The 14,036-nt window shown below is 62.9% G+C and carries 13 protein-coding genes and 1 pseudogene; 5 read left to right on the forward strand and 9 right to left on the reverse strand.

Features of this window, described 5'->3' with window-relative positions; all coding sequences use genetic code 11:
* Window positions 1-1,173 precede the first annotated feature (1,173 nt).
* A complete protein-coding gene (locus ACHMXB_RS01235) occupies window positions 1,174-1,302 on the forward strand; it encodes a hypothetical protein (RefSeq protein ID WP_395402069.1) in 129 nt (42 codons plus the stop codon).
* A gap of 153 nt (window positions 1,303-1,455) precedes the next feature.
* On the opposite strand, the pseudogene ACHMXB_RS01240 reads toward ACHMXB_RS01235, so the two are convergent.
* Window positions 1,456-1,782, reverse strand: a pseudogene (locus ACHMXB_RS01240) (Lsr2 family protein).
* 125 nt (window positions 1,783-1,907) lie between these two features.
* On the opposite strand from ACHMXB_RS01240, the gene ACHMXB_RS01245 reads away from it, so the two are divergent.
* Window positions 1,908-2,156 (forward strand): helix-turn-helix domain-containing protein, encoded by a 249-nt coding sequence (locus ACHMXB_RS01245; protein WP_395402071.1) that lies wholly within the window; start codon window positions 1,908-1,910, stop codon window positions 2,154-2,156.
* A gap of 125 nt (window positions 2,157-2,281) precedes the next feature.
* Here ACHMXB_RS01245 and ACHMXB_RS01250 read toward each other — a convergent pair whose 3' ends face one another.
* Window positions 2,282-3,301: a hypothetical protein gene (locus tag ACHMXB_RS01250; protein WP_395402073.1), complete on the reverse strand. Its 1,020-nt coding sequence runs from the start codon at window positions 3,299-3,301 to the stop codon at window positions 2,282-2,284.
* 934 nt (window positions 3,302-4,235) lie between these two features.
* Here ACHMXB_RS01250 and ACHMXB_RS01255 point away from each other — a divergent pair.
* On the forward strand, window positions 4,236-5,024 hold the full coding sequence (locus ACHMXB_RS01255) for a hypothetical protein (protein WP_395402075.1): 789 nt from the start codon (window positions 4,236-4,238) through the stop codon (window positions 5,022-5,024).
* Here the strand turns inward: ACHMXB_RS01255 and ACHMXB_RS01260 are convergent.
* The 5 genes from ACHMXB_RS01260 to ACHMXB_RS01280 form a co-directional block, all read right to left on the reverse strand.
* Window positions 4,959-5,279: a hypothetical protein gene (locus tag ACHMXB_RS01260; RefSeq protein ID WP_395402077.1), complete on the reverse strand. Its 321-nt coding sequence runs from the start codon at window positions 5,277-5,279 to the stop codon at window positions 4,959-4,961. The genes ACHMXB_RS01255 and ACHMXB_RS01260 overlap by 66 nt on opposite strands.
* Before the next feature lie 83 nt (window positions 5,280-5,362).
* A complete protein-coding gene (locus tag ACHMXB_RS01265; protein WP_395402079.1) occupies window positions 5,363-5,833 on the reverse strand; it encodes a hypothetical protein in 471 nt (156 codons plus the stop codon).
* A complete protein-coding gene (locus ACHMXB_RS01270; protein ID WP_395402081.1) occupies window positions 5,826-6,017 on the reverse strand; it encodes a hypothetical protein in 192 nt (63 codons plus the stop codon). Before ACHMXB_RS01270 ends, ACHMXB_RS01265 begins: the two co-directional genes overlap by 8 nt.
* Before the next feature lie 594 nt (window positions 6,018-6,611).
* Window positions 6,612-7,226, reverse strand: coding sequence for a helicase associated domain-containing protein (locus tag ACHMXB_RS01275; protein ID WP_395405057.1), 615 nt, complete (start codon window positions 7,224-7,226; stop codon window positions 6,612-6,614).
* Window positions 7,227-7,348: 122 nt separating this feature from the next.
* Entirely contained in the window at window positions 7,349-8,221 is an 873-nt protein-coding gene (locus ACHMXB_RS01280) for a ribokinase (protein WP_395402083.1), read from the reverse strand.
* Between the two features lie 140 nt (window positions 8,222-8,361).
* On the opposite strand from ACHMXB_RS01280, the gene ACHMXB_RS01285 reads away from it, so the two are divergent.
* Both ACHMXB_RS01285 and ACHMXB_RS01290 read left to right on the forward strand, forming a co-directional pair.
* Window positions 8,362-9,795 carry an MFS transporter gene (locus ACHMXB_RS01285; protein ID WP_395402085.1) on the forward strand — a complete coding sequence of 478 codons (1,434 nt, stop codon included), beginning with the start codon at window positions 8,362-8,364 and terminating at the stop codon, window positions 9,793-9,795.
* Window positions 9,796-9,827: 32 nt separating this feature from the next.
* Entirely contained in the window at window positions 9,828-10,826 is a 999-nt protein-coding gene (locus tag ACHMXB_RS01290; RefSeq protein WP_395402087.1) for a nucleoside hydrolase, read from the forward strand.
* Between the two features lie 24 nt (window positions 10,827-10,850).
* Here the strand turns inward: ACHMXB_RS01290 and ACHMXB_RS01295 are convergent, their stop codons facing one another.
* Both ACHMXB_RS01295 and ACHMXB_RS01300 read right to left on the reverse strand, forming a co-directional pair.
* The gene (locus ACHMXB_RS01295) at window positions 10,851-12,014 is read right to left on the reverse strand and encodes an MFS transporter (RefSeq protein WP_395402089.1); all 1,164 of its coding nucleotides are present in this window, start codon (window positions 12,012-12,014) and stop codon (window positions 10,851-10,853) included.
* Between the two features lie 105 nt (window positions 12,015-12,119).
* A complete protein-coding gene (locus ACHMXB_RS01300; protein WP_395402091.1) occupies window positions 12,120-13,817 on the reverse strand; it encodes an amidohydrolase in 1,698 nt (565 codons plus the stop codon).
* Between the last annotated feature and the right edge of the window lie 219 nt (window positions 13,818-14,036).

A 14,036-nucleotide genomic window follows, 5' to 3' on the forward strand; every position in this document is an offset into this window, starting at 1 on the left:
AACCCGTTCCTTCTCCCATATCAGGTGCACGTCGAATTCATCGGGCCGCACCACCTCGTCCCGTACCAGTCGAAGAACTGAGAGCAGCCCTGCCGAGAACGGGGAGCCTGCAGCGGCAAGGAAAATCAGCCCGCGCCTGACGGCAACGGGCTGATCATGATGGTCCGATTCTACGTCAACCTCACGATCATCTCGAAGTCGGCTGCAGTTCCAGCCCACTTGGGCTGCATTTTCATATCCCACTCCTGACCATCACGGCGTACCTTGAGCGCAATGTGATCCCATGGCTGCCTAAGTCTCCGGAGGAGTTCGACCATTCTTCAGCGACCGGCATAAAGCGCTCGCGTTGCGCATCACGCGGCTTCTCGGGGCCGACACTGCGCCCGACAACGAGGATTTGGGCTGGCCTGCCTCAGTTCCGGAGACGATCGACGATGAACTTGCCGTCGCCGGCGACACCTGACTTCTGCCTCCAAGGATTTGCATGGATTTGAGGCTAAACCTTGCAAAATCACGGGATAATCGACCCCGCGCTGCATCAAGCAGTACTACGTGCTCGACCTACGCACCGAGATTCTGGGCGAGACCGACCGCCGTCAGGCGACGTTCGATTGGCTCCGCGGGGACCGGTACCTTCTGCAGCCGCGCGGCAAAAACTGCCTGTGGATGACTTCTGGTCCAATCGCAGCTCGCATCAACGCCGGTCTGGGTCGCCCTCGAGTGTGGCCAGACGCTCTTGGTCTCGACGGATCGCGATGGCGGCCGCGACAGTGGCCCCTGAGCGAATGGCCTCCGGGGGGTTCGGCCGCAACGCGATGGCTTTGGCAGCGGCCTCGGAAGAAGCCTGCGCCTCTTGACCTTTGCGCTCCATGGGTTCAATTCTAAGTGTGGTCACTGCCACGCACTGACGCGTTCACGTTTCTGATCATCCGTGCCTGTCCCCTCTCGGGTGCTAATGGCTTGATCTGCAGACCAGCGCACCGGGTGGGCCCTCGGGCCGCTTGCGGGGACTGGCCTTCCCACTATCTGGCTCCGAGCAAGACGGTGGAGTGCCATTTGGCGTCGGGTCCCTGATAACTGGTCTTATCAACGTATGGAAAAGTCGGGCCCTCGCGTGACGCGCTGGGCTTAACCGAGAGTCCCGGACTAAGTCATCCCGTACAAGGCGGCCCGATGGCCGTCCGCTACGACGACGAGTTCCGGTCCCTGTTTGCCGTGGCGAATGCGGAAAAGAGCTTCGACAGCTTCCTGCAGTACCACGAGTACCGTCAAGCACATAGACAACGTGGACTACTAGCGTGAAATCCGATTTCGTGAGCACGAATAAATTCAACTACAGGAACACCATGTAATTCCTGCCGTTTTTCCTGGCTTGGCTCTCTCCGGCCGGGCAGTTTGCGGTGGAAATAGTCAGTACCAGCCGATGGCCCCCATATTGCTGGTACTGACTATTGCTTAGTGTGATGCCTGGTACTTTTCGAGAATCTCCTGCTGGATACGACCGCGGGTGTTCACCTTGAGCCCGTTATTCAAAGCCCACATCCGAACTGCTTTGGTGTCCACCCCGCAACCGCCGGATTTGCGTCCCGCCGGACGTCCACGGCCGCCGGATACATTGCGTCCGGCATTGGCAAAGCGTTCCAAGGCTGAACGCAGCTAGCTGGCGTGAGCCTCATTCAGGTCAATTTCGTATTCCGACCCGTCAAGGCCGAAGGTGATGGTTTCATTGGCATCCGAGCCGTCAAGGTCATCGGAAAGAATTACTACTGTTTTCTGGGCCATGAATTAAGGCTATCAGTTTGTGTTTTCTGGTGCAGACAGTAGGAAATGGCATCCTTATCCATATCCTTTCCGATCTCCCTCTGGCGGGGAATGCCCCGCAGCGAGGCAACACATATGATGGCCCGATGCCTGATGAAGCAAAGCAGCCCCGTTTCCTGACCTTGGCCCAGGTCGCAGACGAGTTGAACGTGAAGCAAAGCCTCGTTCAAGGTCTCATCAGGACGGGGGAGTTGCGTGCTTTTCAGGTCGGTGGAAGGGGCATGTGGCGCATTGGCCGCCAGGACGTTGAAGACTACATCGCGCGGTCCTACCAGCGCACCGCTGAGCGCATCGCGGCCGGTGATCTCGAAGATGGGGCTGAATCCGAGGATTAGGAGTAGCTAGTCCTCTTGACCCGGCAGCCAGAGACTCGCACGGGACCAGCGGCGGTGTTCTTCTTCCCAGTGAGCTGCGCCCCATCAATTTAACAGTGCGTCGAGAGTCAATGACGGTCCCTCGTCTAGGCGATGTGAGACAGGGCTTGCTCAATCCGCTCTGCCGTGGGCTTATCGCGGTTGCCATCCACCAGGACCGTGCCCGCAAAGGAAAATGGAGCGTCTTCGCGAACCCGTTCCAACACCTCGACGAAGCGCCTGTCTGCGGTCAGGAACAGGTCACAGTCGACCAGGTACGAGGCCTGCTGAGCGTCCCCCGGGTTGCCCGAGCCGACTTTGGCTGTCAACTGCACGACATCGACTGCCCAGTTCAGCCAATTCCGAGGGAGGTCAGCAACGCGGGCCTCATCCAGCCACATGTGTACGAAGCTCTCCGGGCTGGACCGCAACTTCCCGAGGTCCACCCAAGGCTCGATCCAGTCGGTCATGGTGCGGTCCTCGCCCGTGATCCGGGCTCGAGGACCGATCACTCCCAGCTCGTACCAAGTGACGTGCGCGAGATTGAGTCGCCACAGGGCCCTGGGTGAGCCGTCCCATCCTGGCAGGTTCCCGAGAAGGGAGGGCTTGTCCGACTCGGGATCATCCTTTCCGTGGAGCTCGGTAAGGACACCCACCTTGAACTTCTCTTCCAACATCCCTCTGCGGTTCTGCTTCTGTCCGTCGACGATATGATCTCTCATCGGGGACTGGCCCTGTTGATGCTGATGCAGGGCCGTCGAGTCCTCCAGAGCCTGCCTCCAGATCTTCTTCAACCAGAAGGTACGGAGACGTTCCACCTCGGCACGGTCAGGAATCGGGCGAAGCCACTCAGGACGAGTACGTCTGATGAGTTCCACGACTTCCTCAGCGAACAGATCCGCCTCGGTACGAACGCGCGTTCTCCTGGAACCCCTGGCAAGGCCGGCCACCAGTTTCCTGCGGACCTCCTCGAGCGGGATGTCGACGATCTCAAGTAGTGTGCTGGGCAAGACCTGCACCTGCAGGTCCAGTTCTTCGAGGAGGGTCTCCAGCCGGGGCAGTGACCCGTCATCCAGCGTGGACCACAAGTTCGTATCAAGGATGATCCGCGTGCTTTGAGTCGTCATTCTTCGACCATAGTGCTGCCAGTACGTGATTCGTTCGACCTTGCGCTTGTCCTCGTCGGTGACGGGCCTCGCGGGTAACCAGCCGGTATGTTCGTGTCCTTCGAACGTCGCTGAACGCGGCCGGCGAGATGCTGTGCCCAACACTTCCCCATCTCACGCGATCGGGATCTCCCCGCCTTTGAAGTGGGACTTATCAGGAACCCGGTATGTTGTGGTCGTTGAGCACCGTGCTCCCTCCGGCCCATCGGGTCCCGCACGTAGGGCACACGATGTGCCACTCATCCGTGCCGGGGAACTCGATCATCGAGCCGACGTTCCGGCCACTGGACGGACACCAGCTGTTCATGTCCTCCTCTTTCTGAGGGATCGCCTCCTCGATTCCGCGAAAGTCCGGACCGTCGCCGTTGCTCGTCATAGTGTGAACCCTACCCCGGGCCTCGGACAGTTACGTCGGAGCCAAGAGACAGGGCCGGCGGAACATCGAACCTTCGGCCTGCGACCTACTTAGGCGGCGGAAACCGGCGGGCATAGTCTTGCTGCACTTCCAAGGGGAGGCTCATCCAGATAGCTGCAATGTTTGCCCAGAAGCGGGCCCAGCACTCCTCTTCGGTCGGTCGGGCCAAGGGATCTTGGCCGCCAGCGCTCACGTTTAGATCCCTATGACTGCGAGAAGGCATGAACACCACCTGAGTACGTGCCGCTTACGAGTGTTGCCCTGTCAGCCCTGAACATTGGAGCCGACCAGTGACGGTCGTGCTCGGGCGCTTCAGTCCAGCTGGGCGGGGCCGGGTGGGTGACTCGAGGGGCACGTCCAGTCTGTGGACTGCGACGGTGCCCCGCCAGGCGCTGGACCAGATGTTCAGGCTGCGCGCGCGCCGCCGCACACTACGCACGAAGGAGGCGATCGCACACACACGAACTGAAGGAGAGCATCATGCAAGCCACAACTACCACCAAGGTCATGAAGGGCATCGTCCTCGCTGTCGCAGGGGTTGGACTGGCCGTCAGCCTTTCAGGCCGCTCTGAGGGCTCGGACCTCGACGGCACGTATAACGTCACGGAGATCAACGGCACGTCAGATCTTGGTCAGCTCGTTGTGGACGGCGACACGGTCGCTCATCACGAGTATGGCTGTGACGGCGTTTACGAAGAACCGGATGTCACCAGTACAGGCGAGCTGAGCAGCGACAAGGGCCGAGTGGTCTGGACGGTTGCCGGCGACGACGCTCGCAACGAACGCACCGGCACCGAGACCGTCACGGTCAGCGACAGTTCCATCACGGTAGGCGGCGATGTGTATGTACGCGACAACTCGGAGGCTGGCCGATCACTCATCGAGGCGTTCGAGGCCGGCTGTGCGCAGGAAGTCGCCCATTCACAGCGAACGGAGCACTGCGGTCGTTCATCCGATGGGTGCTCCGTGAGATCGTGGTTTTTGAGGGCTGATCGGCAGGTGCCAGCGGGTCTGGTAGCTGGCGCGCTGTTTTGGCAGTCACCCTGGACCCTCGCGCAAGTGCCCGTCAGGTTTCGACCTGGCGGGGCACTTGCCGTTTCATGCTTTTGGCGCTCCGGCGTGCCAGGGGTTGGCAGCGTCCTCAAGCTAGCCCTTGGACGTGGCCCTGTTCGTGCCGGCAGGCGCGAGCAGCCACCTACCAGGTTAGAGCGCAGCTTCGAGTTCCTCCCAGGAATACCCGAACATGTAATCCTCATCCTTGCCGTGTGAAGCCCAGATCTGAGCTGCATCGTAGACGTTCAGAGCCTCGGTGCCGTCATCATCGTCGTCGTCATCGTCATCTAGACCGTAGCGGCAATCAAGGCAGTACATCTCGGAGTAAACAAACCTCTTCACCAGAGGAGTACCGCAGTTGGGACACGGGGGCGTTTCACCCTTATAGGCATCGATCTCGTCCCAGCTTTTTTCCTTTTTCGCAAGGAAATCAAAGAAGCCCAAATGTCCTACCGTCCCGATGCGTTCCACCGAAGCGGTCTTTTGGTACGAGATCAACCGCTGACGACAAGCACATCCGCTATTCTCGTCACGGCCAGTATCCCATACGCCTGTTAGGCACTGCCTCCACGGGAGTACGGCGAGACCTGGACGATCTTTGTTTCTGTGCGGCCCGGACCGTAGTGCTGCAAGCGCGGGTGGCCACTGACACTATGCTCGGTCGGAGACTTTCTGATGGCTTCGTCGCCGATGCCTTCGAAAGCCGCCTCCGTAAACTCAGGGACTTTCTCCAAGAGCGCGGTGCTGACCTGCTTGAATGCTTCGGGCGACCTCAGTGTCAACAACGTGACCGCGCCAGCAGCCGCAAGAGCGCCAACGGCGAGACCTGTCTTGAAAGCCGGATGCTCCTTGATCCGCTGCCAGCGGGTCGGGCTCTGGCTCATATCTTGTTCTGCGGTACCCGCCGCAAGCTTGTGCTCTTCAACGGGGTCAGACTTGGCTGGTTTGTCCTTCGGCTGCTGAAGGCGTGATGGATCCAGCGGCTGTGCCCGATCGAACGGGCCTTCTTGGTCATGATCAGGCACTCAGCCAGTCTATCCTCATGCCGGTAAGCCCGGCCCGGAGCATTTTTGTCGACAGGTCTACCGGATTGAGCTGAGTTTCTTTCTCCAGAACCTTCACCAATTGATCAGGGCGGAAGCAGGTTTCTTCGGTTGCACCGTAACCGTCGACCACGAAGATCTTCCCCGGTGAATCACTCAGAGCCATAAACACCTTGTTGGAAGCCAGTAACGGCAACCTTCTGTCATCTAGGCCTGCCCTTCTAGTCTTCGAAGTGCGCCGGCCGCCTGTAGACGCGAAGAATGGGGACGTCGTCCCGGAAATGGAAGTGTCCCAATCGCTCTCTCCGGGATCAGGATGCCGAGCGACGCCAGGGCGCATCCGGATCCGACAACGTCTCCAGCATGAGCTGACACCAGACCTGCGCCGCTCCAACGACTTCTTGGTTCCGAAGGTGGTGACAAACGCGCTGGGCAAGATTCCTTGCTTGAGCGTCCGGTGACCAGAGGGGACCGGTTTGCGGCTCGGTCCTGTGCTTCGACCGGCGGGCGAAGCCCGCCCGGGTGAGGGTCGGGAGGGTTCGACGTCGAGGCGGACCCTTCCACCTCGACACGCCTCGACATGGAAGGCCCCGAGTTCCTTGATTTCTCAAGGAACTCGGGGCCTTCTACGTGGCGGTGACGGTGGGATACCCCACGAACCGCAGTCTGCGTGGGGTCACGCGAGGCTCAAATTTCATCCAGGTGTTCCTCGCGGAACACCTGGATCGGGTATAGAGGGGCGCTATAAGTCCCTTCTTATTCAGCCATCTATCAGCGGCCGTCTGCCACGCTTTCTCCCTACCCGCCACCCCGGCAGGTTTGAGTCCAACATGTCGGTCTTCTCCGAGTTGAGCTCACCGTTCCGGAGCTTGTACCGCTGACTGTGCAGCCAGACTCCTAGCTCATGCTCTTCGCCGGAATCAGACGCCTTGTGCCTCGGCCACTCGTGGCCGGTTGCCCGGTATCTGGCCAAGGCCTGGAGTCGCTCCAGCCAGCGACTCTCGTCCGCCTCGGCACGAGGCGGTGTCTGCCAAGCGGGCAGCGCAGCCAGACCGTCCCGAATTGTTGGTGGCAGGGCTCCTGTCCGGGCCTCTTGGCGCCTGCGCTGCAGCCACGCCGCCAGGGTGCGCTCTGATTTGGTCCCGCTGTGCCTTGATGGGTAACGCCCCGTCTCCTGCACGAAAGCGAGCAGCTGCTGCATACGCTCCAGGCCCTGTACTGTGACTTTTGAGGGCTTTCTACCCGCTGCCTCCTGATGCTCTGCCTGCAGGCCAGGATCAGCCTTTCGGGCGATGCCGAGGTGGTAGCCAACTGTAGCCGGTGCTGCTTTAACTAACTCCGCTATTTGGCGCCGGCCGAGGCCACGACGATACATCAGTACCCATTCTTGGTTCGGTGCCCTGCCCCGAATGTTGGTAGTCACGCCACCATCCTGCCACGACGCATGGAGGGGTGTTGGCGGCCCGTAGCCGCGGCAATGCAGGGCCCGGAGCAAGCCTATTGCCCGAGGGATGTGTGGTTGGTATTCCGGCCAATATATTGTGCCAGCGGGGCCAGCGCCGGCTGGGAAGAGGGGTCACCCACCGCATCCGCCCCCACGGCGTTAGCCACAGCCAGCGCCGCGGAGTAGTCCAGCCCAGCCCTCAGCGCCAGAACCAGGGCCGCACAGAACGCATCGCCCGCACCGATCGTGTTCGCCACGGTCACGGCAGCAGCCGGAGCCTCGGCCACGCGCTGCCCGCGCTCGAACATCGCCGACCCGTCCTTCCCGTACGTCACCGCGACAAGCTTCGCATCAGCCAGCGCAGGGATCAGCTCGTACTCGGTCTCGTTGACGATCACCAGGTCGCAGCGCTCCAGAAGCTCCGCCGGCAGGTCCATCGCCGGGGCCGCGTTCAGGACGAAAAACCCGGTGGAGCGGCGCGCGGCGTCCAGCACCACAGGCAGACCCACCTCGAGCTGGCACAGCACCGTCTCGTCCGGCCCAAACTCGATGCCCTCCAAGGAGAACTTGGAGTTCGCGCCCGGGCACACTACGATCTGGTTTTCGCCGTCACTATCGACCACGATCAGCGCGGTGCCGGTCGCGTCGCCGTCGAGCACTGCAACGTCAGAAGTGTCCACGCCGGCGTCGGACAGTGCCTCCAGCATCAGGCGGCCCTGGGCGTCGTTGCCCACGGCGCCGATCATCCGGGAACTCCCGCCCAACCGCGCGGCGGCCACGGCTTGGTTGGCTCCCTTGCCGCCGGGCTGCTGCTGTAGGACGCCGCCGCCGATGGTCTCGCCGGCGGTGGGCAACCGGTCCGTGGTGGCGATGATGTCGAGGTTGATGCTGCCGACGACGGTGACGGCAGGAAGTCGAGTTCTCATGGGGAAGTCCTATCAGGTCGGGCCTGGGGCGGCTGAATTAGGAAATAGTGTACGGCATGGTTGTACTTGTTCGTCATACATGGTTGTATAACAACTCGCATCCCACGGCAGAACCAGCCTGCAGAACAAAGGAGTTTGATGTGAACACACCAGCCGCCGGCACCGCCTCGCCGCCTCCCGCCGTCGAAAATGAAGACGTGGACCGAACCAAAGTCAGCGGCCGCAGCGCCGCCCTGCTCATTTCCACCCTGCTGCTCGGGGTGCTGTCCTTTCAGCTCAACGCCAGCATGGTCACCCCGGCGCTGCCGCAGATCGCCGCGAGCTTCGGCCTGAGCGCCGACAGTGCGGCGCCTGTGCAGTCCATGTTCTTCCTCGCCGGCGCCATCGCCGGCCCCGTGATCGGCAGGTGGAGCGACTTCATCGGCCGCCGCGCCGCGCTCCTGCTGGTGCTGGCCATCATGGGCGCCGGCACGGTCCTCTGCATCGCCGCTCCCACCCTGCCGCTGCTCGTCACCGGCCGCTTCCTGCAGGGCGTGTCCAGCGCCGTCTTCGCCCTCTCCTACATCGTGCTCAGCGAAAACCTGCAGCCGCGCGTCTTCGGCACCTCCGTGGGCATCATCGCCGCCATCAACGGCGGCATCGGGGGAGTGGACGGCTACGTCGGCGGCCTGATGTCCGAGACCCTCGGCTTCCGCTCCATCTTCGCCGTCGTGCTGGTGCTCACCGCCGTCGCCGCCGGCTGCATTCTCAGGACCGTCCCGAAGGGGCGGCCGGAGCACGTCCGCGGCGCGATGGACTGGTGGGGCGCAGGCTCGCTCTCGGTGTTCCTGGTGTTCATCACCTACTTCGTCTCCGGCGGGTCGGCCGCCGGCTGGACCGCCCCGAGCACGGTGGCCCTGCTGGCCGGCACCGTGGCGTCCTTCGCCGCGTTCTGGATGATCGAGAAACGGCGCAGCCACCCGCTCATCGCCGTCCACCACCTGCGCTCCCGCCAGGTGTGGCCCGTCATCGCCACCACCGTCCTGACCCTCGCCGGCATCTTCGCCGTCATGAACTTCACCGTGGTGCTGCTCAGTCAGGATCACGACGCCGGGTTCGGGCTCAGTGCCTCCCTCTCCGCCCTGCTGTTCCTCACCCCGGCGGCGCTCATCGGCGTCTTCGCCGCCCCGCTCGCCGGCTGGCTGGCCGGGCGCCGCGGCTGGATCAAGACCCTCCGCACAGGTACTGCACTGAGCCTGGCCTGTGCCATCGCTGCTGCCACGTTCTCCGGCAACCAGGTGGCCGTGATGATCGCCGTCGCATGCCTCGGCATCTTCTACAACGGCCTCTTCCTCACCGCCATCAACGGGCTCTCCGTCCTGCTCTCGCCCAAGGAGGCTCCAGCTTCCCTGCCCGGCATCAACGGTGCCTCCTTCGGCATCGGGGCGAGCCTCGGCGTCGTCATTGTGGCGCCGTTCGCCGCGCAGGCGACGCCCGCCGGCTACGCCACCGCCCTCTGGATCTCGGTGGCCATCACCGCCGCCGCATTCATCGTCAGCCTCTTCGTGGCCGCCCCCAAGGGCGAGACCCACTAGACCTTCAGCACCAACCGAAAGAAGAACCACCCATGACCAGCTTCCCGTTCTACCTTGACTGCGACACCGGCATCGACGACGCGCTCGCCCTGGCCTACCTGCTCGCCTCCCCGCAGGCGGACGTGCGGGGGATCGGCACCGTCAGCGGCAACGTCAGTGCCGCCGTCGGCGCCCGCAACACCCTGGACCTGCTGGAGCTCGCAGGGCACGCGCACATCCCCGTCGCCCTCGGCGCGCACGACCCCCTCGCCGGGTCCTTCGGCGGGGGAGCGCCGTGGGTGCACGGCTCCAACGGCATCGGTGAGGTGTCGCTTGCTTCGTCCTCTGTTTCCTTGGCGCCCGAGACCGCGGCGGAGATGCTGGTGCGGCTCGCGCACGAGCACCCCGGCACGCTGCGGGTCCTGGCCATCGGCCCGCTCACCAACATCGCCGAGGCCCTGCGGCTGGAGCCCTCCTTGCCGCAACTTGTTGCGGAGATCACGATCATGGGCGGCGCTGCCCTGGCCCCTGGGAACCTCACACCCGTGGCAGAGGCGAACATCGCCAACGACCCCGAGGCCGCCGCCCTGGTGCTGTCGGCTGGCTGGGACGTGACCCTGGTGCCGCTGGACGTGACCATGACCAACGTGCTGGAGGAGAACCACCGGCAGGAGTTGCTGGCCTCGTCCGGTCCCGTGCCGCGTGCGCTGGGGGAGATGCTGGGCTACTACTTCCGGTTCTACGAGGGCATCTTCGGCCGTGCCTGCTCGGCGATGCACGATCCTCTTGCTGCGGCGCTCGCTGTGGGCGCCGTGCGTGCTGCGGTGGCTCCGGTGGTGCATGTGGACGTCGACACCACTTCGGGTCCCAGCCGCGGGCAGACCGTTTGCGACCTGCGCGGGCTGTACATGGACTACCCGGAACAGCCAGGGGCGCGCTGCAAGGTGGTGCTGTCGCTTGAGGACGACTTCGCGCCGCATCTGGTGGAGACGCTGCTGGACTACTTTGAACGGACGACGGCGGAACTCGCCGGGACGGGTTCGCTCGCCTGAGGCGCGCGCCCGCCCCAGAGGGGGCTAGCGGCGCTGGGCCATGAGGACGAGGGCGCACGAGGCCAGCACACCGGCCAGGGCGAAGACGAGCATGCCTGTGAATGAGCCCCCGCCGGACTGGATCAACGCTCCGCTGACAATCGGGCCAATGGAGAAGCCGGTGCCGATCATCAGGTTCGTGGTGTTCATCAGGTGTCCGCCGCTTGAAAGAGACGACAAGGTGGACAGCAGATACGGCAGGATGAAGGTCCAGGCAAACTTGAAGATCACGGCGGCCACGGCGAATTGAATGAGGGCAGGTGAACCGAACAGCAACACAATGCTCAGGGCCATGCCAGCGTAACCCGCCGCCAGGTAAAGCCTCCGGCGCGGCGTCTCACCAAGGGCTGTGGCAACAAGGGCGGACAGGATGCCGCCGACGGTTGCGAGGGAGAGGATAAGGCTGCTGGCGGAAAGGTCGATACCGGAGCCCGCCGAAATCTGGGCTATGAACGACCAGACGCCGCTGAGCGCGATGTAGAAGAGCAGCACCGCAGCCATTCCTGCGGCCGCCTTGAAGACCGGGACCCGGTTCGGTGACTGCCCTGGGACGGGAACCGTGGCGCTTCGCAGCGCTTCCCCGTCGATCCGGTTGACCACGAGGAGGCACAGCACTGCGAGTCCGGCCAGAGTCCAGTAGATCGCCGCAACGCCTGCCGCCGCGAACAGTGACGGGAAAACCGCCAGAATGAGTGCTCCCATGGCCAGCTGGAAAACGACGAATATTCCGAACGCCCGGCTGGGGTTCGCGGTCTTGCCACTGAGGGTCAGGATGATCACCGTGATGGAGCCGGCCGCGAGGCTGGTCACCACCCTGGAGAGCATCAACAGGCCGAAGTCGTCCACAAAACCCGAAACCACGTTGCCTGCAATGACGACGGCGGTGAAGATGTAGCTCGCCGTCCTCAGATTCATACGGCGGAGCCACAGGTACGCCGGTACCGTGGCCAGGCTGAAGGCTCCGAGCTCCAGTGAGAAGAGCGTCCCCACCTGGACCGGGGTCAGACCGAATTGCTCGATCAGCTTGCCGGCGATGACAGGGGCAATCAGCAGGACGGTGTACAGGACTGCACTGAATACGGCGATATAGGCGTACGTCCCCTTGTCCGAGGAGACGGTAGCCGGAGTGGCTTGTGCGGTAGTGGTCATGTCAATGTCTTTCGGGCAGGACGAAGCGTCACAGGGCGCCGTCGGCGGGAAATGAGGTGGTGGTCCCTGCATGGGCTGTAAACGAGCAGGGGTGATGCTGAACCGTCAGGCGCGCTGCGCTGCGCGTCCTTCGGCCGGGGTTGCTGCGGGTTCCGTCGACTCGGCATCGAAGACCTTGCGGCCCGCGAACCAGGTCTGCCGGGTTTTGATGTGCGCGACTTTTTCGATGTCGATCTCGTACGGATTGTCACTCAGGATGATGAAATCTGCTGATTTTCCCGGGGCCAAGGAGCCGGTGACATCATCCAGGCCCATCGCCTCGGCGGAGTTGGTGGTGTAGACCCTGATGGCTTCCGGGAGGGATATGGCCTGTTCGGGCCAGAGCGTGCCCGGGAATTGTCCTGTCGGGTCCTGCCGCGTTACCAGTCCGTAAATCCCTTCCCAGGCGTTGGGCGACACGCTGACCGGCCAGTCGGAGCCGCCCGCCATACGGGCGCCGGCGTCCAGAAGGGAGCGGTTGGGCTGCATTTTCGACGCCCTTTCCGCTGGGAGTACCGTAGCAATGGCCTCGGAGATGACGCCCGGGAACCACAACGAGGGGGAGATGTCGGCGGTGACATCGAGTTCCGCGAACCGGGGGATGTCCTGTTCCTGGACGAATTGGCCGTGGGCGATGTGGTACTTCGTTTTTGTGTGTCCCGCCGAACGGACCTTGGCCACGGTGTCCAGCACCAGCCGGACCGACGCGTCTCCCGTGCAGTGGATCTTCGCGGAAATACCGCGCTCCGCCGTGCCCATAAGCCAGCGCTCAAGTTCCGCTGCGGGCATGGTGGTGCCTCCGCAGTGGCACTCCGGGAAGCCGACTCCGGACAAGTACGGTTCAATGAATGCTGCGGTCCCCGCCGGCGGAACCCCGTCAAGGAAGATCTTGATGAAGTCCGGCCGGTGGTGCTCGGACCGTGTGTCCTCCCGGTGGGCGATGATGCCCTCTCCCAGTGGAGCAGTGCCGAAAATAAAGTCATTGGCCTGCATTGAGGTCACCACCCATGCAGAGAGTTCACCGGAGTCGTCGAGCTCTTTCAGCGCCTGCAGCAGTTGGAGGGATGAGGCGGCATCCTGGAACCCCGTGACGCCGTAGGAATGCAGAATTTCAATACCGCGCGCCGCGGCCCGGGCCAAGTCCTGCGTGGACTGGGGCTGCAGCCGCGCCACCGTCTGTTCCACCAGAACGCCCCCGGCCTCGATGAGGACACCAGTGGCACGCCCCGAAGCGTCCCGCATAATCTGGCCGCCCTCGGGATCCGGCGTCCGCTCGTCGATTCCGGCCAGTGCCAGGCCTCGGGAATTTACCCACCTGTTGTGCTTGCTGTCGTCTTTCAGGATGGCGGGCCGTCCGCCGGTCGCGGCATCAAAGCGGGCCAGCGTTTCCGTGGAGTTGAGTTCGGCGAGGAGCCCGGAACCCCAGCTTCCGCCGATAACCCACTCGTCCGGGCCGAGCTTCTTTGCGTACTCCTCGATGGCGGTGAGGAGATCATCGAGCGATTTGTTGGGCGCCTCGTTGAGCTCGAACAGGTCCATTTGCCCTGCCAGCATGTGGTGATTGTGGACGTCCAGCAGTCCGGGCATTACATAGGCGCCCGCGAGATCGATGATGTCAGTGCCCGGACCGGCTGCAGCCTCGGCAGACGAACCGACGGCGAGGACCTTGCCGGCCTTGACCGCGAGTGACGTGACGTGACGATGTTCATCGTGCAGGGTGTCGATGACGCCGTTGATCAGAAGAAGGTCAGCTGTATTGTCCATAACCCCAGTCCCTAAAGGTGCGTTGGATCACAACACTAAGTTGCAGAACTCCTGGATACTTTGACTTTCCGTGCACGGCTTTTGGAAATCGGGGCAGACGTGCAGGAACGGCTCATGCCGCGGCGAGCCCGCTTGCCCGCCTAAATGGAGGCGGGATGACTTCCGGGTATCTGTATATGTAAAGACAAATTGACAAACTCAGTCTGGTGCCGAAAACTG

It is taken from the genome of Arthrobacter sp. UC242_113 (assembly GCF_044054585.1).
GTDB lineage: Bacteria > Actinomycetota > Actinomycetes > Actinomycetales > Micrococcaceae > Arthrobacter.

What these genes read in the sequence shown, in the direction of transcription:
- ACHMXB_RS01235 (WP_395402069.1), top strand. Translation starts at nt 1,174, where the DNA reads ATGGCCGTCCGCTACGACGACGAGTTCCGGTCCCTGTTTGCCGTGGCG.
- ACHMXB_RS01245 (WP_395402071.1), top strand. Translation starts at nt 1,908, where the DNA reads ATGCCTGATGAAGCAAAGCAGCCCCGTTTCCTGACCTTGGCCCAGGTC.
- ACHMXB_RS01250 (WP_395402073.1), bottom strand. Translation starts at nt 3,301, where the DNA reads ATGACGACTCAAAGCACGCGGATCATCCTTGATACGAACTTGTGGTCC.
- ACHMXB_RS01255 (WP_395402075.1), top strand. Translation starts at nt 4,236, where the DNA reads ATGCAAGCCACAACTACCACCAAGGTCATGAAGGGCATCGTCCTCGCT.
- ACHMXB_RS01270 (WP_395402081.1), bottom strand. Translation starts at nt 6,017, where the DNA reads ATGGCTCTGAGTGATTCACCGGGGAAGATCTTCGTGGTCGACGGTTAC.
- ACHMXB_RS01275 (WP_395405057.1), bottom strand. Translation starts at nt 7,226, where the DNA reads ATGTATCGTCGTGGCCTCGGCCGGCGCCAAATAGCGGAGTTAGTTAAA.
- ACHMXB_RS01280 (WP_395402083.1), bottom strand. Translation starts at nt 8,221, where the DNA reads ATGAGAACTCGACTTCCTGCCGTCACCGTCGTCGGCAGCATCAACCTC.
- ACHMXB_RS01290 (WP_395402087.1), top strand. Translation starts at nt 9,828, where the DNA reads ATGACCAGCTTCCCGTTCTACCTTGACTGCGACACCGGCATCGACGAC.
- ACHMXB_RS01295 (WP_395402089.1), bottom strand. Translation starts at nt 12,014, where the DNA reads ATGACCACTACCGCACAAGCCACTCCGGCTACCGTCTCCTCGGACAAG.
- ACHMXB_RS01300 (WP_395402091.1), bottom strand. Translation starts at nt 13,817, where the DNA reads ATGGACAATACAGCTGACCTTCTTCTGATCAACGGCGTCATCGACACC.